Raw genomic sequence first — 22,705 nt, 5'->3', positions numbered from 1 at the left:
GGTCCAGTTACTCGACCGTCGAGCCTCGGGTTTCGCCCACGCGCGCGGCCAGGGCGGCCCCCATGAAGGCGTCCAGATCGCCGTCCAGAACACCCTGCGTGTCAGACGTCTCGACGTTGGTGCGCAGGTCCTTGACCATCTGATACGGCTGCAGGACGTACGATCGGATCTGGTGACCCCAGCCAATATCGGTCTTGGCGTCAGCCATCGCCTGGGCGGCGGCCTCGCGCTTCTGCAACTCCAGCTCGTACAGCCGGGCCCGCAGCATCTTCCACGCCATCTCGCGGTTCTGATGCTGTGAGCGCCCGGCCTGGCAGGCCACGACGGTGTTGGTCGGGGTGTGGGTCAGGCGAACGGCCGAATCGGTCTTGTTGATGTGCTGACCGCCTGAGCCCGAGGCGCGATAGGTGTCGGTGCGCACATCAGCCGGATTGATGTCGATCTCGATCGTATCATCGACCACGGGCGAAACGCCGATTGAGGCAAAGCTGGTGTGCCGCTTGGCGGCGGCGTCATAGGGGCTGATGCGAACCAGGCGATGGACGCCCGATTCCGACTTCAGCCAGCCATAGGCATTCGGCCCACTGATCAGGATGGTGGACGACTTGATGCCCGCCTGCTCGCCCTCTTCCTGAGCCTCAATCTGAACCTCATAGCCGTGCGCCTTGGCCCAGCGGCTATACATGCGTAGCAACATCCCGGCCCAGTCATTGGACTCCGTCCCGCCGGCACCGGAATTCACTTCCAGATAGGCGTCATTGCCATCGGCTTCGCCGGACAGCAGGGCCTCCAGCTCGGCGCGCGTGGCGCGATCCTTGATCGCCTTCAGGCTGGCGCGCGCCTCTTCGAGCGTCGCCTCGTCGCCTTCCTCATCGGCCATTTCTGACAGCATGACGCCGTCTTCAAGCCCCTGCTCCATCTCGCGGACCGTGTCGATCTGAGCCGCCAATTTGGCGCGGTCGCGCGACACGGCCTGAGCCTGTTCGGCGTCATTCCACAGGGTCGGGTCTTCGACCCTCGCGTTCAGCTCATCTAGTTTTCGAAGCGCGACATCCCAGTCAAAGACGCCTCCTGAGCAGAGCGATGCTCTGCTCGATGTCGGCCTTCATGGCCTCGACATCCGGTCTCATCGCAATCTCCACGCGATACAATAGGGGGACGCGGGACATAGAGGGTGTCGCCGCACGTGGCTAGGGCCGATGGCTCAATACAGCCCGCTCAGGTCTTCGGCAGGGGGCGGAGTCGGCTGAGGCGTCGTCGGGGCCGGGGCGACCGGTCCCGGAGCAGGGCCCTGTGCCTCTTCCTGCTCTCGGCGGATAACTTCATTATAGTTTTGAGGCCCCGTAGGAACGGTCGGGCCCGTCGGTGCGCGTTCCTCGATCCGCCGTGTCGTTCCGGGGCGGAAGGCTTCCTCGATGCCGTTCACACTGCGGAAGATGGCGTTCTTGGGCCGCACGAACGGACGCGCCGGGCGCTCGCGCAGTGCCGTCTGCATGAAGTCGGCGAATACGGGCACAGCCGCCGTCGTGCCCGTCTCGCCATAGCCCAGCGAGCGGTTGTCGTCGAAGCCGATGAAGACACCAACGACGATGTCAGACGAAAAGCCTACGAACCAGGCAGAGCGATACTCATTGGTCGTGCCGGTCTTGCCCCCGACCCAGCGGCCCAGGCCGCGGGCGCTGGCCGCTGTGCCGCGTTGAACGACACCTTCCAACATCGAGCTCATCTGATAGGCGGTGATCGGATCGATGACCTGTTGGCCACGCGGGTCAAGCCTCGGCGATTCCTGACCGGTGAATGGGCGACCACAGTCACGGCAGCGGCGGTCGTCGGCGCGATAGATGGTCTCGCCGTCGCGATCCTGGACCATTTCGATGAGATAGGGGTTCACGCGGCGCCCCCCGTTGACGAAGGCGGCATAGGCTGCAGTCAGGCGATAGGGCGTGGTCTCCCCTGCTCCCAGCGACACCGACAGATTGGGCGTCAGGTTGTCGGCCACGCCCATCTTCTCGGACAGGGCCACGATGTTGTCCATGCCGACCGACTGGGCCAGCCGCACCGTCATGACGTTGCGCGACAGCTCCAGCCCACGGCGCAGGCTCTGGGGCCCATAGTACTGACGGCTGTAGTTCTCGGGCGTCCAGCGCCCGCCATTGGCCCCGCCCGCAAAACTGATCGGGGCGTCCAGCACGATCGATGCCGGCGTGAAGTCGCCCTCCAGAGCGGCGGCATAGACGAAGGGTTTGTAGGCCGAACCCGGCTGGCGCTCCGCCTGCGTCGCACGGTTGAAGCTGGACAAGGCATAGGAATAGCCCCCCACCATCGCCAGCACACGGCCGGACTGTGGCTCTATGGCGACCAGGGCTCCGTTGACGCGCGGTACCTGCTTCAAGGCGAACTGGCCGCCTGTGAGCTCCACGAAGATCAGATCGCCGCGCTTCAGCGGACGGTTGGCATTGGCCCAGGCGGCATCGGCGGCCAGCAGGCTGCCGGTCCGTCCGTCACGCGCGGTGATGATACGGACGTTATTGCCCGAGACGCTGTCGACAGCCGCCGCCTGCCAGGCCCTGCGCTCCGGCGGGCGTGTCTCTGCCAAGGCCACGTCCTGCCAGCCTTCAGCGAAGTCCGTCGTGCCCCAGGCCCCGCGCCAGCCGTGGCGACGGTCATAGTTCTCCAAACCCTTCATCAGCGCATCACGAGCGGCTGATTGCAACGACGGGTCCAGGGTCGTGCGCATGTAGTAGCCGCCGCGGTTCACATCGTCCCGCCCGAAGCGGGCAATGGCTTGACGCCGCGCCTCCTCGACGAAGAAGTCAGCATCGGCATACTGGGCACGCCGCGGCGCATCCTGGGTGGTCAACGGACGGGCGCGCGCCTCGACCAGCTGTGCATCCGTCAGCCAGCCATTCTGGTTCATCTCGCCCAGAACCCAGTCACGGCGGCCCGTCGCCCGGCCGGGGAAGCGTTTAGGATGATAGTTGGCCGGTCCCTTGGGCAGTGCCGCGAGAAACGCCGCCTCGTCCGGGCTGAGCTCACTCAGCGACTTGCCGAAATAATTGTAGGCCGCCGCCGCCACGCCGAAAGAGCGATAACCCAGGTAGATTTCGTTCAGATACAGTTCGAGGATCTGCTCCTTGGTCAGCGTCGCCTCGAGGCGGTTGGATAGAATGGCTTCCTTGACCTTGCGGTTTACGCCGGTCTGGCCGGCCAGCAGCACATTCTTGGCGACCTGCTGGGTGATCGTCGAGCCGCCTTCCAGGCGCCGACCCGAGGCGGCGTTGAAGACGTTCTTGAACATGGCCCGGCCCAGCCCCGACACGTCGATGCCGCCGTGATTGAAGAAGTCATTGTCCTCGGCCGACAGGAAGGCCTGAACGACTGGCTCGGGGATCTGTTCATAGGGCACATAGATTCGGCGTTCGTCCGAGAACTCGCCGATCAGGGTGCCGTCGCCGGCATAGACACGCGTCGCCGTCGCCGGGCGATAATCGGCCAGGTCGGAGGCGTCCGGCAGGTCGTGGAAAAGCCAGGCGGCGTAGATGGCCACGGCCAGGCCCACCACGGCAATGCCGCCAAGCAGGACGATACCCGCCCTTACGAACCAGCGTTCGGCAATCTTCACCTGAAACTCCGGGGCGCGCGCATTGATGTGGGTTTAGCTTGCGTCGCCGGGGTTCGCTATAGCGACAATGACACGACGAGCCAGATAGCGTCAGGGACGCCCCGGACCAACGGTTGCGGCCATCTGGATGTCGCCCTCAGCTTGGCGGAAATAGGCATCGATCCCGGCCGCCACAGCCCGGATCAACCGGCGGCGGGCGCGAGTGTCGGTCAGCAGACGCTCATCCTCCGGATTGGTCATATAGCCCATCTCCAGCAGTACAGCGGGCACATCGGGGGCCAGCAACACCGCCAGACCCGCGTCGCGGTGGCTCCGGCGCAGCAGGGGGTGATCCGCCTGCTCGATCTCGCCCAGCAGGGTCCGCGCTAGACGAGCCGAGCGGTTCTGGGTCGCGCGCTGGGTCATATCCAGCAGTATGCGATCCACCGAAGCATCGCGGCCCGGCAGGTTCAGGTTCTGCTGCCAGTTCTCATCGCGCGTGAACTCCCTGACCGCCCGCCCGGCCCCCTGTTCCGACAGGGTATAGACGCTGGCCCCGCGCGTGGCGGGATCGGCGATGGCGTCGGCGTGCAGCGAAATGAACAGATCCGCCCCGGCCCGGCGCGCGATCTCGACCCGGCGGTTCAGGCCGACATAGACGTCGGTGTCCCGGGTCAATTGCACGCGGTACCGACCCGTCCGCTCCAACTCCTGTTTCAGCAGTTGCGCGGCGGCCAGGGTGACGGCGCTTTCGTGCGTCGTGGTTCCGGCCGCGCCGGGATCACGCCCGCCATGACCCGGGTCGATGACCACAAGCGGCCGCTCGGTACGGCGCGTCGGCAGGCGCACGCTGCGATCCGGACGCGGGGTCGGTGCCCGCCCAGTCGCCTTCAGATCGATGACATAGCGATAGTGGTCGATGCCGTCGCCGGGCGGCAGCAGGAACCGGCGCTCGATCTCGGCGGTGCTGCTAAGGTCCAGTTCGACACGCGACGCCCCGCCCGCCCCGGCAATTCGCCAGTTGCGTACCAGACCGCTGCCCTGCCCTGTCCGCGTCTGCCCCGGAGCGATGCCAGACAGGGCAACCACAACGTGGCCATCATCGCCGGATTGAACGACTTCACCCCGCGACGTCCGGTCCAGGTCGACCACGACCCGCGTCCGCTGCGTATCGCCGCCGAAACGGACCCGCAGAACCTCGCCCATTGCTCCTGTGGCCAGGCCGCGCCCGGCCGCGAACACCGCAACCGCGAACGCCAACAATACGACAAGCGCCATCGCCCACTGGCGTGGGTTCCAACGCGTCGGATTGTTACGCCACAGCCCGCTCATTCTGACGAAGGCCTCGTTCATCAAGGTGAAACCATGATGGCGGCTGGGCGTCGCCAAGGGGTTAAGACGGCTGCGGCTTTTAATTCATGATTTTCATGACTATGATCTGTCTGCCTGCGAACCGATCGCGTTCCCTGACCTGTTCAGGAGCGGACGCGCCCTCCTCGCCAGGTGGACTTCCACTGATCCTAGGATCGACCGGCCTATTGCGGCCGAACGATTCGAAGACCCGGGTCCGCACCGCCCGCAGGGGCGCGACCGCGACCAGGACCGACTGAACTCATGGGCTTCATCGCCAGCGCTCCCCTCCGGTCTGAGTTGACCGACATCGCCTGCATCGACGGCATCATGCCGCGCTGTGGCGGAGGAACGACGCCTGCGCTCGCCCACCTCACCCCCATTCGGCGAGCCGCCACACTGACCGGTCACGTACCGGCGGTCATGGCCCGAGCGCGCCAGAGAGAGACCACCCATGTCAAAGACCATGCTTATCGATGCGGCACATGCGGAAGAAACCCGCGTCGCGATCGTCGAAGGGCGTCAAATCGAGGAATTCGACTTTGAATCCCGCACGAAGCGTCAGCTTCGTGGAAATATCTATCTGGCCAAGGTCACCCGCGTAGAGCCCAGCCTGCAGGCCGCCTTCATCGAATACGGCGGCAATCGCCACGGCTTCCTGGCCTTCAACGAAATCCACCCCGACTATTACCAGATCCCGGTCGCCGACCGCGAAGCCATCATGGCCGAAGCGCATTCGGACGAGGACGATCACGACGACCTGGGCCGCGAAAGCGACGACGGCGAGTCCGAAGGTGGCATGGCCGAGGAAGAGCGGCTGAAACGCCGCCTGATGCGCCGCTACAAGATCCAGGACGTCATCAAGCGCCGCCAGGTCATGCTGGTTCAGGTCGTCAAGGACGAGCGTGGTGGCAAGGGCGCGGCCCTGACCACCTGGCTGTCGCTGGCCGGTCGCTACTGCGTGCTGATGCCCAATACCGGCAAGGGCGGCGGCATCTCGCGCAAGATCACCCAGGCCACCGACCGCAAGCGCCTGAAGGCTGCGGCCGCCGCCCTGGACGTGCCGCGGGGCATGGGCCTGATCATTCGTACGGCCGGTGCCAAACGCACCAAGGCCGAGATCAAGCGCGACTATGAATATCTGCTGCGCCTGTGGGAAACGATCCGCGAAACGACACTGAAGTCCAACGCCCCTTCGATCATCTACGAAGAGGAAAACCTGGTCCGCCGCGCTGTTCGCGACATGTTCGACAAGGATTTCGACGGCATCCAGGTCGAGGGCGTCGAAGGCTTCAAGGAGGCCCGTGATTTCATGCGGGTGCTGATGCCCTCGCAGTCCAAGAAGGTGCATCTGTACCAGGGCGCGCGGCCCCTGTTCGCGACCAACGGCATCGAGGAGATGCTGACCCAGATCCATCAACCGGTCGTGCCCCTGCCGTCCGGCGGCTATCTGGTGATCAACCAGACCGAGGCCCTGGTCGCCATCGACGTCAACTCCGGTCGTTCGACCAAGGAGCGCAATGTCGAAGCCACGGCTACCAAGACCAATATCGAGGCCGCCATCGAGGCCGCGCGTCAGCTGCGCCTTCGCGACCTGGCCGGCCTGATCGTCATCGACTTCATCGACATGGATGAAGGCAAGAACAACCGCACCGTCGAGAAGGTGCTGAAGGACGCCCTGGCCAAGGACCGCGCCCGCATCCAGATGGGCCGCATCTCCGGCTTCGGCCTGATGGAAATCAGCCGCCAGCGTCGTCGTCTGGGCGTGATCGAGGGGGCCACCGAGGTCTGCCCGCACTGCCAGGGCGCGGGTCGTGTCCGCTCCGCCGAGAGCGCCGCCCTGATGACCCTGCGGGCCGTCGATATCGAGGCCGGAAAGAACGGCGCGGGTGTGGTCAATCTGCGCCTGTCGACCGCCGTTGCCCTGTATATCCTGAATCACAAGCGCGACTATCTGAACAGCCTGTTGGTCAAGCGGGGCCTGAACGTCGTCATCCTGATCGACGACAGCCTGGGTCAGGGCGAACATGGTCTGGAGCGCATCGAGACCAATGAGGACTTCGTGCCCGAACAGGCACCGGCCTTCATCGACCTGGACGACGACTTCGACGACAGCGCCTATGACGACGAGGACGAGGCGGACGACGAGATCATCGCGGATGATGACGACGCCCTTGACCGCGAAGACAGCGACGACGACGAGCCGCGCGAGCGGGCCGAACGTCACGAGGGCGAGCATGGCGGACGTGGACGTCGCCGCCGTCGTGGCGGACGTCGGGACGAGACCGAAGCCGCGCCACGTGACGACGAGCCCGCCCCTGCCCTGACCGCTGGCGACGACGATGATGACAGCGAGGCCGGCCGTCGCCGTCGTCGCGGTCGTCGCGGCGGTCGCCGCACTCGCGAGGAAGGTACCGAACGCGACGCCTTCTTCTGGGTGCGCGGTCGCACACCCTCGCTGGACGACCCCTATGTCTGGTTCGACCCGATCAATCCGGAACGGCCCCAGGCGAAAACTGAGCCCGCTGCCTCGACCCGGGTCGCCGACGATGTGGAAGAGCGCATCGGCGAACGCCCTGAAGGCGAGCGTGAAGGCCGCGAAGGTGGTCGCTCACGTCGTCGTCGCGGACGGGGACGCGGTCGTGACCGGGGCGGTGAACTGACCCACGAGGTCAAGGTCGAAGGCCGCGCCACCAACGAAGGCATGCCCGCCGACGGCTCGCCCGACACGCCGATGGCGGTTCAGGTCGAGACTGAGATCGAAGCTGCGCCTGCCGCGGTAATCGAAGAGCCCAAACGCCGTCGCGTCCGTCGCAAGACCTCGGCCAGCGCCACCGAAGCCTCCGAGCCCGAGGCGGTCACTGCACCGATCGAACCGAACGAAGCCGAGCCTGTAGCCTCTGAAGTCGCCGAACTGGACGTGTCACCGGCCCAGGCCGTCGAAGAGCGGGCTGAAGCACCGACCCCAGAGCCGAAGCCGGCCCCGGTTGCCGAGTTCGTCGCGCCTCAGCCGGAGATTGATGTCGCCGCCCTGATCGCCGATGATCCCGCCCAGATCGTCGCACCGCCCGAAAAGCCCAAACGCGGGTGGTGGCGCCGCTGAAAGGCCGCGATTAGATTGTGAGTTCGTGACGGACGGGGGCGTTCGAGGATTGAGGAGTTTGCCATGACCTGGCTGTCCCGACCTGTCCGCCGCCTGTTCGGGGCCGCGACCGCCGCCGGCATGCTGCTGGCGGCGGCCTCGCCCGCCTCGGCCCAGAGCGCCATCCGCGATACCGAGATCGAGGAGATCATCGACGAATGGTCCGCACCCGTCTTCGTCGCCATGGGGCTGGAACCCAGTGAAGTCGAGATACTGCTGGTCAATGACGACAGCCTGAACGCCTTCGCCACGCGCGGCCGGATTATGGGGCTGAACACCGGCTTGATCATGCGGACTCGCAATGCCAACGAACTGCTGGGCGTGGTCGCGCACGAGGCCGGTCACATCAAGAACCGCCATACCTTACGGGACGGGGCTCAGAACGCCGGCATGCAGCCCCTGCTGATGACCATGGCGCTCGGCGCCTTGGCTATCGCCGCAGGCGCACCCGACGCAGGCGCTGTCTTGCTGGGGAACAGCCAGTATTTCGGCACGCTGAGCGCTCTGCGCTACATCAGCCATCAGGAGGGCGAGGCCGACAATACGGCCGCTCGCGCCCTGGAGCGCTCCGGCGAGTCGGGTCGCGGACTGGTCAGCTTCTTCGAGCGCAATTTCCGCACGGAAGAAGTCTTCTCGGACGCACGCCGTTACCCCTATTTCCGCAGCCACCCGCTGTCGTCCGAGCGGATCGAGAACCTGCGCCGGATTGTGGGTGAAGGCACGCATAACAATGCTGTTGATCCGCCGGAACGCGCTGCCCAGCACGCCCTGGTCCTGGCCAAGATGCACGCCTTCATGGACCATCCGACCGATACCCTGCGGGCCTATCCCGAAACGGATGTCAGCCTGCCCGGGCGTTATGCCCGCGCCATCGCCTGGTATCGCCAAGGCGAGATCGACAAGGCGATCGCCGCCATCGACGTGTTACTGAGCGAACAGCCTGAGAACCCTTATTTCTGGGAGTTGCGGGGTCAGGTGCTGATGGAGGAAGGGCGCCCGGCCGATGCCCTCGCCTCGCACCAGCGCTCCGTCGAACTCAAGCCGGATGCCCCCCTGCTGCGCGTCAATCTGGGCCATGCCCTGATCGCCTCGCAGGATACGACCAAGCTGGACCCGGCCATCCTGGAGCTGAAGCGCGCCGTGGCGCTGGAGCCCGACAACACCCTGGCCTGGCGTCTGCTGTCACAGGCCTATTCCAGTCAGGGCAAGGAGGGCGAAGCCCGTCTGGCCACCGCTGAGATGTATTTCGCCATGCGGTCGGAAACCCAGGCCACCCAGTTCGCCCTGCGCGCCCGCGACATGCTGGATCGCGGCACACCGGAGTGGACGCGGGCCATGGACATCGTCTTCGCCTCGGGCGCGACCCAGGCCGATGTCGATGACGTCGACCGCCGCAACGCCCGCCGCCAGTCCACCATCATCCCAGCCGGCGGCTGAGCCCGATCTCTCCAGGATATACATGACCGACACGCCCGAACCCGCGCCCGATGTCGCGCCGAAACCTGCCCGCGCCTCGTGGTTCTCTGACGCCAAGGTGGGTCTGGCCGGACTGGTCGTCGGCCTGATCGCCCTGGTCATCGCCGTGGCACCCTATGCGACCGGCGGCGACTTCGACGCCCGCGTGCGCAGCTATCTGCTGGCCAATCCGGAAGTGCTTCAAGAAGTCAGCGACGCCCTGAACGCCAAGGCCGACGTCGCCCGTCAGGCGGCGGATCGCGACCTGGCCGGTCAGATCACGGCCCGCGCCGCCGCCAATCCGGCCCTGCTGGCCGCTGATCCGCGCGACCCGTCATTCGGTCCCGCAGACGCCAAGGTAACGGTGGTGGAGTTCTTCGACTTCCGCTGCCCCGGCTGCAAGGCGACGGCACCCGAGGTCCTGGCCCTGATGCAGGCGCATCCGGACGTACGGTTCGTGTTCAAGGACTGGCCGATCCTGGATCGCGGCAGCGACGGCATGTCCAATCTGTCGGCCCGGGCCGCCCAGGCCGCGCATCGTCAGGGCAAGTATCTGCCGGTCTTCCGTGACCTGATGGCCGAACCCGACCTGACGCCGGACACCATCGCCCGCATTCTGAACGACAACGGCGTGTCCCTGCCCCAAGCCGAGGCAGCCATGGCCAGCGGCGAGATCGCCTCGCACCTGGCAGACGTTCAGACGACGGCGACGACGCTGGGTCTGCAAGGCACGCCGACCTTCCTGATCAACGGCAAGGCCAGCGCGACCATCCAGCCTGCGGATATTGATGCCGCGATCCGGGCAGCCAAGGCGAGCTGAGCTCGCCCTGCCCTGTTCGGCTAAGTAATCGCCCCGACGCAACCTTCGTCGCCGCCCATGGGCAGCGGCGCGTCGGTCAGCGACAGCGTCCAGCCGTGGTGGGTATCCAGCCCGCGACGCCGAATGCCGCCGCCGTCACCGGCATCGCCACCGGCATCGACGACGACGCGGCGGCCCGTCGGCAGGGCGGCGGGGTCGATCCGGCCGACGGCCAAGGCGCTGGGCGTCTCGCCACCGAAGCCGTCGAACACGCTGAGGCCAGCCCATTCGCGGCGCAGGCCGGTCCACCAGGGGTCGCCCGCATTGACGGCCAGGACGGCGACGCCGTGACCTTCGGACGCCCATTTCAGCGCCGCCTGGGGATCGCGCACGGACCGCATATCGGCGGCGGCTCCGAAGCGCAGGCGAGCCCCGTCGAAGGCGCGGGTCGGCTCGATCGGAGACCAGACCTGGACCTTCATCCGGCCCTGACGCGCCAGGCCCCAGCCGACGATCTGACGCCAGAGGGATTCGACCGCTTCCTGGTTATCGGGTTCGGTCTGGGCCAGGACGCGATCCAGCACGCGCTGTTCACGGTCCGGACGCAGTTTGACGTGGGGGCCGGCGGGGGCGTCCTTGGCCTGGCCGACGCGGGCAGCGATGGCGAGGCGGCGCTGGAACAAAGCCAGGAGTTCGTCGTCCAGCAGGTCGATCTCGTGACGCAGGGCCGAGAGCGCCATGTGTTCGGGGCTGATGTCAGTCAATGTCGGCCAGACTTGCTGGAGGGCGGTTTGATTGTGGGGCACGAGCGTGGGCTTTCGATGTTCGACAGGGCTGCGATGAGGTCTTTTGCGAGCCGCCGCTCCGTCGCGGAGCGGTCGCCGGCGAGGCCGTCAGGAGCGAGTGCCCGACGCCTCAGCCGGCGTATCGAAAGCCGTAGGCATAGAGGCCCGACACCGCGAAAACGCGGGCGGTAAAGGGCGCAGCGATTGCTTGCGGACGGGCCATGCGCCTCACTGGACGCAAGGAACGTGCGGCGTCAAGCCGGTTTGGCGCTCAGCAGGACGAAACGCGTGCGATTTTCGGCCACGTCCTGAATATCGTTGCGCAAAATCGACAGGTCATAGACCTCGGCCGCACGAGTAGGCGCGACGGCAGCGCGGCTCTTGTCTCCCGCCTCGGCGACCGAACGGGCGGCCCCGGCGGTGTCGAAGACGATGACCGGCTCGATGTTCAGACCGGTCAGGGTGCCGGTGCACTGGCGCAGGGCGATGGGATGGCTCTCGGCTGTCCTGATGTCCGACAGACGCGCGCCGTGCTGGGCCATCAGGGCCAGGCGGATGGGCCGCCAGACCTCCGAGACGATGTGCAGGCCGCTGTTCTCCACCAGGGTTGCGGCCGGTTCGACCCGCCCGATGGTGGAGTTCTCGACGGGGATCAAAGCACAGCCGACATCGCCAGCCTGCAAGGCCTCCAGCACATGCTCGAACGTCTGATACGGCACGGCCTCGTCCCAGGGACGCAGATCGATGCAGGCTTCGTGGCTGAAGGCACCGGGCGCACCCTGATAGCCGCACCGTCCGGCGGCATCGTCACCTTCGGGCTTGCCGACACCCTCCAGCACAATCAGGCCGCCTTCGATCGCGACTGACGCCCGGTCTTCAGGCGCTCGGCGACCAGAAAGGCCAGCTCCAGCGCCTGGTCGGCGTTCAGACGGGGATCGCAGTGGGTGTGGTAACGGCTGGACAGGTCGTCCTCGGTCACGGCCTGGGCTCCGCCCAGGCATTCGGTGACGTTCTGGCCGGTCATTTCCAGATGGACACCGCCAGGGTGAACGCCTTCGGCCTCTGCCACGTCAATGAAGGTCTTCACCTCGCCCAGGATGCGGTCGAACGGCCGGGTCTTGTAGCCATTCGACGCCTTCAGCGTATTGCCGTGCATCGGGTCGATGGACCAGATCACCCGCCTGCCCTCGGCCTTCACCGCCTTCATCAGGCGCGGCAGGCGATCACCGACCTTGTCGTGGCCGAAACGACCGATCAGCGTCAGGCGACCCGGCGTGTTGTCCGGGTTCAGGGAGTCGATCAGCGACAGGATGTCGTCCGGCTCCATCGTCGGGCCGCACTTGACGCCGATCGGATTGCGGATACCGCGCATGAACTCGACATGGGCTCCGTCCAGCTGGCGCGTGCGCTCGCCGATCCACAGCATGTGGGCCGAGGTGTCGAACCATTCGCCGGAGCCGCCGTCCAGCCGCGTCAGGGCGCTCTCGACGTTCAGCAGCAAAGCCTCGTGGCTGGTGAAGACCTCGACCCGGCTCAGATCCGGATGGGTCTCGGGCGTGACCCCGACCGCCTCCATGAAGGCCAGGGCCTCGGTGATCTTCTCGGCCAGTTCGCGGTACTGGGCCCCGACGGCATGGTCGGCGAACCCGAGCGTCCAGCGATGGATGTTGTACAGGTCCGCATAGCCGCCGCCCGCAAAGGCGCGCAGCAGGTTCAGGGTCGAGGCCGACTGGTTGTAGGCCCGCAGCAGACGCTGAGGGTCGGGGATCCGCTCTTCCGGCGTGAAGTTCATGCCGTTGATGATGTCGCCGCGATAGGACGGCAGCTCGACATCGCCGATCTGCTCCACGCCCGACGAACGCGGCTTGGCGAACTGTCCGGCGATACGGCCAACCTTCACCACCGGCTTGCGGCCCGCAAAGGTCAGCACCACCGCCATCTGCAGGATCAGGCGGAAGGTGTCGCGAATGTTGTCGGTCGAAAACTCCTTGAAGCTTTCGGCACAGTCCCCGCCCTGCAACAGGAAGGCCTCGCCCGCCTCGACCTGGGCCAGCTTGGACGTCAGCCGCCGTGCCTCGCCCGCAAACACCAGCGGCGGCATGGCGCGCAGTTCATCCTCGACCCGCGCCAGTTCGGCCATGTCCGGATAATCCGTCGGCATCTGCACGACGGGTTTCTGTCTCCAGCTTTCGGGGGTCCAGCGCATGGTCATGGATACAGAATAGGCCTTCGACTGTCCTGCGACAACGCATGGCGTTGCGGTGCGGCAAAAGAGTGGGCGAAGGCAGGATCAGAGAAACGGACCGACCTTCTTCCCAGCAAGGCCACCAGCTCGGGCTGCATGAAGGCGTAGTCGTCGGGGATGTCGAGGCAGATGACGCGGGCGCGCTTCAGCTGCGCCCGAAAGCGGCGCTGGAGTTTGGCGCGGTGGGCGCGCTCCATGACGAAGATGATGTCGGCCCATTCCACCAGTTCTGCGGAGCATTCCTCTTCCGCATCGGAAGCCAGGCCGGCGGAGGCGGTCTCGACGCCGGGCCATGAGGCGAACACCTGCTCGGCCGTGGGGGAGCGGAGACGGTTGCGGGCGCAGAGGAAGAGGAGGTTGGTCAGAGGCGGGCGCTCTGATCCGCAGCCACAACAAGAGCGCGGGCCGACTCGACCCCATCTCGTATTGAAAGAATAACCTCCTCGACTGTCTCGTCCGAGATAGCATGGGGAGCGCAGGCCACTGAACGAATGAACTGGGCCTGCTCGTCCCGAGACCACATCCACCAGCCTGTGTGAGAAGCATCGGCGAGGATTACATCGACAATATCTTGCCTAGTGGCAGGATCATCAGCAAACAACGGTGACTGGACCGTCGGTGGCTGTGTCGGCAATCCAGACTGGAACCTCGAGTGCAAGCCCCAGATCAACTCCGCCATCCACTCGTTCAGGAAAGTGAGAGCATCGAACGGCCTCGCGTATTTGGCACGCAATAGCAGGTTGAGTAGCAGCGTCTGGCCGGAGCGTCCCCCAAAGGTCACGTTGCCTTCGTCGTCGACGCTTACGCCGTTCGGCAAACTCATTCTCTCCTCCTACAGCGGAATATTATCGTGCTTCTTCCACGGGTTCTCCTGCACCTTCCCCTTCAGCGTCCTTAGCGCCTTGATCAGCCGTCGCCGCGTGCCGTGGGGCATGATCACGTCGTCGATATAGCCGAGACCCGCCGCCACGAAGGGGTTGGCGAAGCGGGCCTTATATTCGGCCTCGCGGGCGGCCAGGGCTTCGGGGTCGCCGGCTTCCTTTCTAAAAATGATCTCGACCGCGCCCTTGGCGCCCATGACGGCGATTTCGGCGCTGGGCCAGGCGTAGTTGACGTCGCCGCGCAGGTGTTTGGAGCTCATGACGTCATAGGCGCCGCCATAGGCCTTGCGCGTGATCAGGGTCAATTTGGGGACGGTGGCCTCGGCATAGGCGAACAGCAGCTTGGCACCGTGCTTGATCAGGCCGCCGTATTCCTGGCGCGTGCCGGGCATGAAGCCGGGAACGTCGACGAAGGTCACCAGCGGCAGGCCGAAGGCGTCGCAGAAGCGGACGAAGCGGGCGGCCTTGCGGCTGCTATCGATGTCCAGCACGCCCGCCAGGACCTGGGGCTGGTTGGCGACGATGCCGACGGGCTGGCCGTCCAGACGGCCGAAGCCGCAGACGATGTTCTTGGCGAAATCCGCGCCGATCTCGAAGAAGTCGGCCTCGTCCACCGTCTTGAGGATCAGTTCCTTGATGTCATAGGGCTGGTTCGGATTGGCGGGGACCAGGGTGTCCAGGCTGGCCTCGTCCCGCTCCGGATCGTCGTAGCTGTCACGCACCGGGGGCTTTTCGCGGTTGGACAGGGGCAGAAAGCCGATCAGGCGGCGGACTTCGGACAGGGCCTCCAGATCGTTCTCGAACGCGCCGTCGGCGACGCCCGACTTGCCCGCATGGACGCGGGCCCCGCCCAGATCCTCGTGCGTGACGACCTCGTTGGTGACGGTCTTCACCACGTCGGGGCCGGTGACGTACATGTAGGAGGTGTCCTTCACCATGAAGATGAAGTCGGTGATGGCGGGGGAATAGACGTCGCCGCCCGCGCAGGGGCCCATGATCACGCTGATCTGGGGGATGACGCCCGAGGCCAGGGTGTTCTGCAGAAAGATGTCGGCATAGCCGGCGAGGGATTCCACGCCTTCCTGGATGCGGGCACCGCCGGCGTCGAACAGGCCGATGATGGGGGCGCCGTTGGTCAGGGCCATCTTCTGCAGCTTGACGATCTTGGCCGCATGCGCGCCGCTAAGAGAGCCGCCGAAGACGGTGAAATCCTTGGAGAAGACGTAAACCAGACGGCCACCGATGGTGCCGCGGCCGGTGACCACGCCGTCGCCGGGGATGCGCTGTTTCTCCATGCCGAAGTCGTGGGAGCGGTGCTCCACGAACATGTCGGTTTCCTCGAACGAGCCTTCGTCCAGCAGGACCTCGATCCGCTCGCGCGCGGTCAACTTGCCCTTCTTGTGCTGGGCCGCGATCCGGGCCTCGCCTCCCCCCAGTTTGGCGGCGGCGCGGCGGGCTTCGAGCTGGTCGAGGATGTCTTGCATGAGGCGTCTCCTTGAGGGGCGAGGCTTAAGGAGACGCAGGGCCGGTGGCAAGGTGTTGGCCGCCCCGTCTGGTGGCAGATGGTCAGCCCGTGAGAGCGGCCAGACGGGTCAGTTCGGCGACGTGGGCGGAGAAGGCCTTGCGACCCTTGCCGGTCAGGCTGGCCCAGGTGCGCTGGCGTCCGTCCTGGGTCATCTTGCTGAGCGCGATATAGCCCGCCTCCTCCAGCAGTTTCAGATGCTTGGACAGGACCGAGTCCGACACCTTGATGGCGTCGCGCAGCATGGCGAACTCCGCATCCGAGACGGACGACAGGATGGCGCAGATCTGCAGCCGGCCGGGGGCGTGGATCAGGGTGTCGAGGGCGGGGGCGGCGCTCATCCCTGCCCCGCCAGCAGATCGCGGCGATAGGCCCGCATCCACAGCCGCCCGCCGACGATGCCGGTCACGCCGGCCAGGGCTCCGGCCACGATCGGGGCCCAGAACGGTCCGTCGAACAGCCGGGTCCAGAAGGACAGGCCCATCAGCCCCATCAGGACGGCCACCATGACCCAGGCCACCCAGCGCGCGCGGGGCGGGGTGTAGCCGCTGACCCACCAGCCCGTCCGTTTGCGCCACCACTGCACCATGAAGACCAGGGCGACGATGGAGAGCACCAGCGTCACGGTGCTCCACGGCTGGGGCAGCCCGGCCCCGCCGACCATCAGGGCCAGCATGCCGCCATAGGCCAGATCCCAGGCGAAGGGGTAGTTCAGCGTCTCTCCCACGCTGGCGCGGGCAGCCTGAATGGAAGCCAGGGCTTCCTGCGGTGTCGGGTCTTGGGTCATGGACATTCCTCACTTTCCGATATGGAAAGCGTATCATGACTTTCCATGATGGCAAGCGATAATTTTCCAGACTGGAAAGTTAGTGGTTCAGCGCCTTGAACCACCGCTCCAGCAGCATGGCCTCGGCGCGGCGCAGGGCCGTACGTTCGGCATTGTCGGCGTCGATGCCCCACTGCTCTTCCTGGAAGGCCTCCTCCAGTCGGGACAGGTCGAAGGCGGCCTCGCCGGTCAGGGCTCCGCGCTGCAAAGCCAGACCCAGGACGGCACTGCCGAGCAGGGGCACGGCCGTGGCCAGGCCGGTCAGGGCGAAATCGTCCAGCGACAGGGCGAGGTCGCGCACGCGTGCGATGGCCGCGGGGTCCTGCGGGCAATGGACGATGCCCTCGGCGGAGACCAGCATGACGCCCAGCTCGTTCGCGGCCCAGTCGCGCCAAGGGGCCCACTCCCGGGCTTGCCGGGTCACCAGCGGCGTCGGATGTTCGGCCAGGTAGCAGAGGGCGTCGGAGCCGGCATAGGCGGCGATCTCGTCGGCGACGGGCTCGCGGGTCTGGCTGACGCGGTCGATGGCGGTGGAGGCCAAGCGGGTGGCGGGCATGGTGCCGGGTTCGATGAACTCGCCTTGCGCGGCCCATTCCTCGGCGACCAGGCGGGCGGCGGCCTCGGTCGGCAGGGTCAGCTTCGCATGGGCGGGGGTCTTGGGCGTGCGACCGTCCAGGGTGACGGACCAGCCGTCGTCGCCTGAGGCGACATCGACGGCCTTCCAGAACCGCTTCAGCCGCTCTTCGGATTCTCGAAAGCCCTTGCGGGCGGCGACCATGGGATCGAGGGGCGGGATATGGCTCATGACAGGGTCTCAGGCAGCGAGGCGGTCGGAGGCGAAACGCGCCAGCGCCGCCTCCAGATCGGGAAAGTCGATGGCGACATGGTGGGCACCGGCGGCGAACTGCTCCTCGGGCGTGTGAAAGCCCCAGGCGACGCCCAGCGGATGGGCCCCGGCGGCCAGCGCCATGCCTATGTCATGGGCCGTGTCGCCGATCATGGTGGTGGTGGCGGGGTCGGCTCCGCAGGCGGTCATGGCGGCATGGAGCATGGCCGGATCGGGCTTGCCGGGGCCGTCCTCGGCACAGTGGCTTGAGATGAACAGATCGGCCCAGCCCTCGCGCGCCAGATTGCGGGCCACGCCGCGCCGGTTCTGACCCGTCGCCAGGGCCAGACGCCAGCCGTCGCGATGCAGGCGACGCAGCGTCTCCATGGTGCCGGGATAGAGCGGCTCCTCGTGACCCGCGTCGTACATGCGGCCGAAGCTGGCGCGGAACTCGGCGGTGAAGCGGTCCAGCTCAGGCGGCGTCAGGCCCGGTTCCAGCACGGCCAGGGCGTGCGGCAGGGACAGGCCGACGATCTGGCGCACGCGGTCGTAGTCGGGATCGGGCAGGCCCAGAGCACGCGCCGCCTCGGTGGCGGCCTGATGGATGGAGGCGCGGCTGTCGACCAGCGTGCCGTCGATGTCGAAGACTGCGAGCGGTCGGGTCATGCGGGCACCACGTCGAAGGCGATGGTCAGGCGGGTCTGGTCGCCCTCAAACGGAAGGGTGCCGTGCCACATACAGGACGGGAACAGCACCAGCTTGCCGGGCTCGGGCTTTTCGAAATGCTGATGCGGCAGGTCGGGCGTGAAGGGCGCGCCGCCGAAGCCGATCCAGCCCTGCCGCCCTTCGCCCTGAACCGCATCGGGCAGATCGATGTAGCAGGCCGAGGACAGCCAGCCCTCCGGGTGAATATGGGCGGCATGATAGCCGCCGGGCTTCAACTGAACCGACCAGGCTCCGGACAGGCGATAGCTGCCACTAGCGCGTCGACGCATTGGACCGAAACCCCTCTCCAATCGGTCCACATAGGCGTGTAGCGGCCCGTCAATGGCGGTGAAGAAAGCGCGGATGGCCGGGTCGGTGCTGGTCAGCAGGCTGGCCGTCGTCTGGGTGCCGTGACGCAGGCTCTGGCCCAGCGGGTGGGTGGTCAGGCCGTGAAGGCGGCGCAGGGCGACTGCCAGATCGGCGAGGTAGGCCGGCAGGCTGGTCCAGGGCGCGGGCGTGTCGATAGTCCAGGCCCCGACCATGGTGTCGTAGTCATAGAGGTCGGCCGCGCGCGCATCGCCCGCCTGACGCCAGGCCACGGCTTGCAGGCTGAGAGCGTTCTGGTCCTCGGGCAGGGCCTTAAGGATCGCATCGATCAGTGGCTGGGCGGCGTCCGGCTCCGAGCGGGCCAGATGCACCTCCGCCAGTTTGAGAGCAGTGCGGATGTCGGGGCGAAGGGCGTGGGCAGCGCGGGCGTGGGACAGGGCGCGGTCCTTGTCGAGGCTCAGCGCGGCCTGGGTCGCCGCCAGTTCGATTTCGGGGTGGCTACCGTCAGCGGTCAGGGCTGCCAGCACGATATCGGGGGCGGTGCCGACATATTCCATCACCGTGACGCGGGCGATGCGCAGGTCGACGGCGCCCGGGGCCCCAGCCAGCGCCGCCTCGAAGGGTTGCAGCGCGGCCTCGGCGTCGCCGGTCCGCATCCAGATCAGCTGGGCCAGATCGCGCACGGCATCGGCATAGGCGGGCCGGCGCGTCAGGGCCTGACGATAGGCGGCGTCGGCCTCGTCGAACCGGTCCTGGGCCAGCAGGGCGCGGGCCAGGACCAGCCAGGTTTCGGGGGCATCCCCGCCCTTGGCGAAGGCGCGACGGACAGCGGCCTCTGCCTCTGCGGCCCGGCCCATGTCGCCCAGCAGGGCCGCCAGATTGTGTTCGGCGACGGCGCTGGTCGGGCGCTGCGCAACCTCCGTGCGGCGTAAGTCCAGCGCCACGTCCAGCCGCCCGATCCGCTTCAGCAGGGCCACGGCCTCGGGCAGACGACCGGCCCCGGCCAGCGCCTGGGCCTGTTGCAGGACGGCGGCCGACATCGTCAACGCTGACGCCTCACACCCTCGAACGGATCGCTTTCATCCCCCTCGCTGGCGTCGAAGCCGAAGTGGGCGAAGCCGGCCTTCATCTCGGGCGACAGGGGGGCTGTGACCTTCAGGACGCCGCCGCGCGGGTGGTCCAGTTCGATACTGCGGGCGTGGAGCTGCAGCTTCAGCGGGCCGGACAGCTCCTTCGATTTTTCGTCGCCGTATTTGGGATCGCCCAGGATGGGATGGCCGATGCCGGACATGTGGGCCCGCAGCTGGTGCGTCCGACCGGTGAAGGGGCGCAGCGCCATCCAGGAAGCGCGGTGGGCGGCTCTGGAAATGGTGGCGAAGGCGGTCTCTGCGGGTTCGGCGCGCGGGTCCTTGCGGTCGGCGGGACGCATCATCTCGAAATCGTTGATGCCGGTCTTCTTCAGCGGCATGTCGATCTGGCCGGCGGCGGGCTTGGGGTTGCCGATGACGATGGCCCAATAGGTCTTCTTGGCCTGACGCCGCGCAAAGGCTCCGGCCAGTCGCTTGGCCGCCTCCGGCCCCTTGCCCAGCAGCAGCACGCCGGAGGTGTCGCGGTCCAGGCGGTGAACCAGTCGCGGCCGATCCATCCCCTCGCCCCAGGCCCCCAGCAGCCGGTCGACGTGGCGGCTGGTCTTGGTGCCCCCCTGCACGGCCAGGCCGTGGGGCTTGTTGATGGCGATGACCATGTCGTCTTCGTACAGGACCAGCGACTTGGCGAAGGCGATGTCTTTCTCGGACAGGGTGTGGGCGTCGCCCGCCTGACGCGAGGTATCGTCCGGGATCGGCGGCACGCGCACGGCGGCCCCGGCGGTCAGGCGACCCTCAGGCTTGATGCGGGCGCCGTCAACGCGGATCTGGCCGCTGCGGGCCATCTTCTGCACCTGGATGTTGGACAGATGCGGCCAGCGCCGACGGAACCAGCGGTCCAGCCGGATGCCGTCCTCGTCCTCGGCGACATAGATGGTCAGGACTTCGCGCTTCGGAGGCGCATCGGCCTCGCGGATGGGTTCATCAGTCAAATGGCGGCTCCGAAGGCGCGGCGGGCGACCATCAGGCCGATAAACAGGGCGAGGATCGACAGCACCACCGAGGCGGCGACATAGCCTCCGGCCAGGGCCAGCTGGCGTTTCTCGACCATCAGGGCCGTCTCCAGCGAGAAGGCCGAAAAGGTGGTGAAGCCGCCCAGGATGCCGACGGCGGCGAACAGGCGGATGCTCTCGGTCTGCAAGCCCCCGCGAAACGCCAGCCAGCCGGTCAGCGCACCCATCAGCAGGCCGCCGACGACATTGACGCCGAGCGTGGCCCAGGGCCAGGCCAAGTTGCCGAACAGCCGACCGACCACGACGCCTGTGCCATAGCGGGCCATGGCACCCAACGCCCCCCCGGCGGCAACGATCAGAAAACGTGTCATGATGCGGGCTTATACGCCAGATTGCGGCAATGCGAAGGGAGGCGCGCATGCTTGATCTGACCCTGGCGGTCCTGCACCACATCCTGGTGTTCGGACTCGTGGCCATGCTGGCCATCGAACGGACCCTGCTGAAGGCCCCGGTGATCGAGACGCGGCGTCTGGCGGGGCTGGATGGCGGCTATGGCCTGACGGCGGTTCTGGTGCTGGCGGTCGGGGTCGCGCGTGTGATCTGGGGCGGCAAGGGCTGGGCCTTCTACGAGGCCAACCCCTTCTTCTGGGCCAAGGTCGGCTTCTTCGCCGTGATCGGCCTGATCTCCATACTGCCCACCATCGCCTTCATCAAATGGGCGCGGGCAACCAAAGCCAATGCAGACTGGCAACCGGACGCGACGGCGGTAGCCAGCGCCCGCCGCTGGGTCGGGATCGAGCTGCTGCTCATCATTCCGCTGGTGGCCTGCGCCGCCGCGATGGCGCGCTGGCCGTTCTAGCGCCTCAGGCTGTCGCGCACGTCGCGCGCGTCATAGGCCGTCGGTCGATCCGGCTTGCGGCCATCGCCCATAATGATTTCCAGCACGGTCGAGGTCGGTTGTGGCCCGCTGAAGTTCAGGCCCACACCGACACCGACACCGGACGCGCGCCAGCCACCGTAGTTGCTTGACCCCGCGCCGATCGAAACGCTGGGGCGCACGCCGCCCGCGCTGTCAGGCCGACCATTGATCCAGCGCTGGGTCACCTCGAACCAGTCGTTGCCGTTTTCGATCGTCAGGTCCGCCGCGCGCAACAGGGCATAGTCCGCCACGGGACGGGGATCGCCGACGCCGCGATAGGTGATCTGATAGCGGTTGGACTCGATCCGCTGCTCCGAATAGCCCTGCCCGGATGGGGAGGACTGCGGGCCATAGGGCGACAGGCTGGCGCAGGCGGTCAGGGACACGGCCGTCAGGGCAACGGCGGCAAGTGAAAAGCGGTTCATGGCGGAACTCCAGATATATGCTGTCTAGCGTATCACGTCCCGCGTTCGTTCCCTCGATTCAGCCGGCTGTCGCCAGCCCTGCGGCAACCTTCAGCGCCTCGAAGTCGGCAGGCACTTCGGCCTCCAGCGTGCGGTAGCCGCCCTCCGGATGCGGAAACACCAGTTTTGACGCATGCAGCATCAGCCGGGACGCCGGCCTGCCCGCAAAGGTCAGCGCCCCGCCGTAGCGGGCGTCACCGGCCAGCGGACGCCCGATGGAGGCCATGTGGACGCGCAGCTGGTGCATGCGCCCCGTAGCGGGGTCCAGCTCGACCAGCGCACCGTCCTCTGAAGCCGCCAGGGTGCGATAGCGGCTCAGCGCCGCCTGGGCTCCAGCCGTGTCGGGGGCCACGACGCGCATATAGCTTTCGCGGCCGATCTCCTGACGCAGCAGGGGCGCGTCGATGGTGCCTGATGTGGGTTCGGGAGCGGCGGACAGCAGGGCCAGATAGGTCTTCTTGAACCGCCTCGCCTGCATCGCCTTGCCCAGGAACCCCGCCGCCGGCTTGGTCTTGGCCGCCAGGATGACGCCCGAAGTGTCGCGGTCCAGCCGATGCACCAGTTCCGGCCGCTTGCCGTTCGACCGCGCAAAGGCCCACAGCAGGTCGTCCAGCGTATGGGCCTGGATGCGCCCGCCCTGGCTGGACAGGCCGCTGGGCTTGTTGAAGGCGATGACGTGCGGATCCTCGTGGATCACCCACGACCGGACGGCGGCGATGTCTTCAGGCGAAAGGTCGGCGGGGGTGCGGGTCACCCCGTG

Annotated in this window: 22 protein-coding genes; 4 read left to right on the top strand and 18 right to left on the bottom strand. The window is 66.8% G+C overall.

The window, feature by feature from the left end; all coding sequences use genetic code 11:
* Nucleotides 1-7: 7 nt before the first annotated feature.
* The 3 genes from prfB to WC585_RS08395 all read right to left on the bottom strand — a co-directional run bounded on the left by prfB (nt 8) and on the right by WC585_RS08395 (nt 4,933).
* Nucleotides 8-1,130, bottom strand: a protein-coding gene (gene prfB / locus WC585_RS08405; RefSeq protein WP_373257317.1) for a peptide chain release factor 2 whose coding sequence is annotated in 2 segments (ribosomal slippage) — nt 8-1,060 and nt 1,062-1,130 — 1,122 coding nt in all. Because the reading frame shifts where the segments join, the coding sequence is not laid out codon by codon here.
* 74 nt (nt 1,131-1,204) lie between these two features.
* Nucleotides 1,205-3,622 (bottom strand): penicillin-binding protein 1A, encoded by a 2,418-nt coding sequence (locus WC585_RS08400; protein ID WP_373257315.1) that lies wholly within the window; start codon nt 3,620-3,622, stop codon nt 1,205-1,207.
* A 90-nt stretch (nt 3,623-3,712) separates the two neighbouring features.
* A complete protein-coding gene (locus WC585_RS08395; protein ID WP_373257680.1) occupies nt 3,713-4,933 on the bottom strand; it encodes an N-acetylmuramoyl-L-alanine amidase in 1,221 nt (406 codons plus the stop codon).
* Between the two features lie 472 nt (nt 4,934-5,405).
* On the opposite strand from WC585_RS08395, the gene WC585_RS08390 reads away from it, so the two are divergent.
* The 3 genes from WC585_RS08390 (at nt 5,406) to WC585_RS08380 (ending at nt 10,368) form a co-directional block, all read left to right on the top strand.
* Nucleotides 5,406-8,054: an Rne/Rng family ribonuclease gene (locus WC585_RS08390; RefSeq protein ID WP_373257313.1), complete on the top strand. Its 2,649-nt coding sequence runs from the start codon at nt 5,406-5,408 to the stop codon at nt 8,052-8,054.
* 63 nt (nt 8,055-8,117) lie between these two features.
* Nucleotides 8,118-9,530, top strand: a complete 1,413-nt coding sequence (locus WC585_RS08385; protein ID WP_373257311.1) for a M48 family metalloprotease — start codon at nt 8,118-8,120, stop codon at nt 9,528-9,530.
* Nucleotides 9,531-9,552: 22 nt separating this feature from the next.
* Nucleotides 9,553-10,368 (top strand): thioredoxin domain-containing protein, encoded by an 816-nt coding sequence (locus tag WC585_RS08380; RefSeq protein WP_373257309.1) that lies wholly within the window; start codon nt 9,553-9,555, stop codon nt 10,366-10,368.
* 20 nt (nt 10,369-10,388) lie between these two features.
* Here WC585_RS08380 and WC585_RS08375 read toward each other — a convergent pair whose 3' ends face one another.
* The 13 genes from WC585_RS08375 to crcB form a co-directional block, all read right to left on the bottom strand.
* Entirely contained in the window at nt 10,389-11,111 is a 723-nt protein-coding gene (locus WC585_RS08375; RefSeq protein ID WP_373257307.1) for a chorismate mutase, read from the bottom strand.
* A 275-nt stretch (nt 11,112-11,386) separates the two neighbouring features.
* On the bottom strand, nt 11,387-11,971 hold the full coding sequence (locus tag WC585_RS08370; protein ID WP_373257305.1) for a prephenate dehydratase domain-containing protein: 585 nt from the start codon (nt 11,969-11,971) through the stop codon (nt 11,387-11,389).
* A 2-nt stretch (nt 11,972-11,973) separates the two neighbouring features.
* Nucleotides 11,974-13,344: a class II 3-deoxy-7-phosphoheptulonate synthase gene (locus WC585_RS08365; protein WP_373257303.1), complete on the bottom strand. Its 1,371-nt coding sequence runs from the start codon at nt 13,342-13,344 to the stop codon at nt 11,974-11,976.
* Nucleotides 13,341-13,682 carry a phosphotyrosine protein phosphatase gene (locus WC585_RS08360; protein ID WP_373257301.1) on the bottom strand — a complete coding sequence of 114 codons (342 nt, stop codon included), beginning with the start codon at nt 13,680-13,682 and terminating at the stop codon, nt 13,341-13,343. The genes WC585_RS08365 and WC585_RS08360 overlap by 4 nt, the downstream gene beginning before the upstream one ends.
* Nucleotides 13,683-13,738: 56 nt before the next feature.
* Nucleotides 13,739-14,200, bottom strand: coding sequence for a hypothetical protein (locus tag WC585_RS08355; RefSeq protein WP_373257299.1), 462 nt, complete (start codon nt 14,198-14,200; stop codon nt 13,739-13,741).
* Nucleotides 14,201-14,209: 9 nt separating this feature from the next.
* Nucleotides 14,210-15,742, bottom strand: a complete 1,533-nt coding sequence (locus WC585_RS08350) for an acyl-CoA carboxylase subunit beta (protein WP_292173930.1) — start codon at nt 15,740-15,742, stop codon at nt 14,210-14,212.
* Nucleotides 15,743-15,824: 82 nt separating this feature from the next.
* Complete coding sequence (locus WC585_RS08345) at nt 15,825-16,121, bottom strand: transcriptional regulator (RefSeq protein WP_373257297.1); 297 nt, start codon at nt 16,119-16,121, stop codon at nt 15,825-15,827.
* Nucleotides 16,118-16,567, bottom strand: coding sequence for a hypothetical protein (locus WC585_RS08340; protein ID WP_373257295.1), 450 nt, complete (start codon nt 16,565-16,567; stop codon nt 16,118-16,120). The genes WC585_RS08345 and WC585_RS08340 overlap by 4 nt, the downstream gene beginning before the upstream one ends.
* 79 nt (nt 16,568-16,646) lie before the next feature.
* Nucleotides 16,647-17,411 (bottom strand): ATP12 family chaperone protein, encoded by a 765-nt coding sequence (locus WC585_RS08335; protein ID WP_373257293.1) that lies wholly within the window; start codon nt 17,409-17,411, stop codon nt 16,647-16,649.
* Between the two features lie 9 nt (nt 17,412-17,420).
* Nucleotides 17,421-18,098, bottom strand: a complete 678-nt coding sequence (locus tag WC585_RS08330) for an HAD-IA family hydrolase (protein WP_373257291.1) — start codon at nt 18,096-18,098, stop codon at nt 17,421-17,423.
* On the bottom strand, nt 18,095-19,504 hold the full coding sequence (locus WC585_RS08325; RefSeq protein WP_373257289.1) for a putative 2OG-Fe(II) oxygenase: 1,410 nt from the start codon (nt 19,502-19,504) through the stop codon (nt 18,095-18,097). The genes WC585_RS08330 and WC585_RS08325 overlap by 4 nt, the downstream gene beginning before the upstream one ends.
* A gap of 2 nt (nt 19,505-19,506) precedes the next feature.
* On the bottom strand, nt 19,507-20,541 hold the full coding sequence (locus WC585_RS08320) for an RluA family pseudouridine synthase (RefSeq protein WP_373257287.1): 1,035 nt from the start codon (nt 20,539-20,541) through the stop codon (nt 19,507-19,509).
* Complete coding sequence (gene crcB, locus WC585_RS08315; protein ID WP_373257285.1) at nt 20,538-20,933, bottom strand: fluoride efflux transporter CrcB; 396 nt, start codon at nt 20,931-20,933, stop codon at nt 20,538-20,540. The genes WC585_RS08320 and crcB overlap by 4 nt, the downstream gene beginning before the upstream one ends.
* A gap of 47 nt (nt 20,934-20,980) precedes the next feature.
* On the opposite strand from crcB, the gene WC585_RS08310 reads away from it, so the two are divergent.
* Nucleotides 20,981-21,421 carry a DUF2214 family protein gene (locus tag WC585_RS08310; protein ID WP_373257283.1) on the top strand — a complete coding sequence of 147 codons (441 nt, stop codon included), beginning with the start codon at nt 20,981-20,983 and terminating at the stop codon, nt 21,419-21,421.
* On the opposite strand, the gene WC585_RS08305 is transcribed toward WC585_RS08310, so the two are convergent.
* Nucleotides 21,418-21,906 (bottom strand): hypothetical protein, encoded by a 489-nt coding sequence (locus WC585_RS08305; protein WP_373257281.1) that lies wholly within the window; start codon nt 21,904-21,906, stop codon nt 21,418-21,420. The two genes, WC585_RS08310 and WC585_RS08305, sit on opposite strands and share 4 nt — an antisense overlap.
* Before the next feature lie 58 nt (nt 21,907-21,964).
* A complete protein-coding gene (locus WC585_RS08300; protein ID WP_373257279.1) occupies nt 21,965-22,699 on the bottom strand; it encodes an RluA family pseudouridine synthase in 735 nt (244 codons plus the stop codon).
* Between the last annotated feature and the right edge of the window lie 6 nt (nt 22,700-22,705).

It is taken from the genome of Brevundimonas sp. (genome assembly GCF_041648055.1).
GTDB lineage: Bacteria > Pseudomonadota > Alphaproteobacteria > Caulobacterales > Caulobacteraceae > Brevundimonas.
The sequence above is the reverse complement of the archived record's forward strand: the minus strand, read 5'-3'. Positions and strand labels throughout refer to the sequence as shown.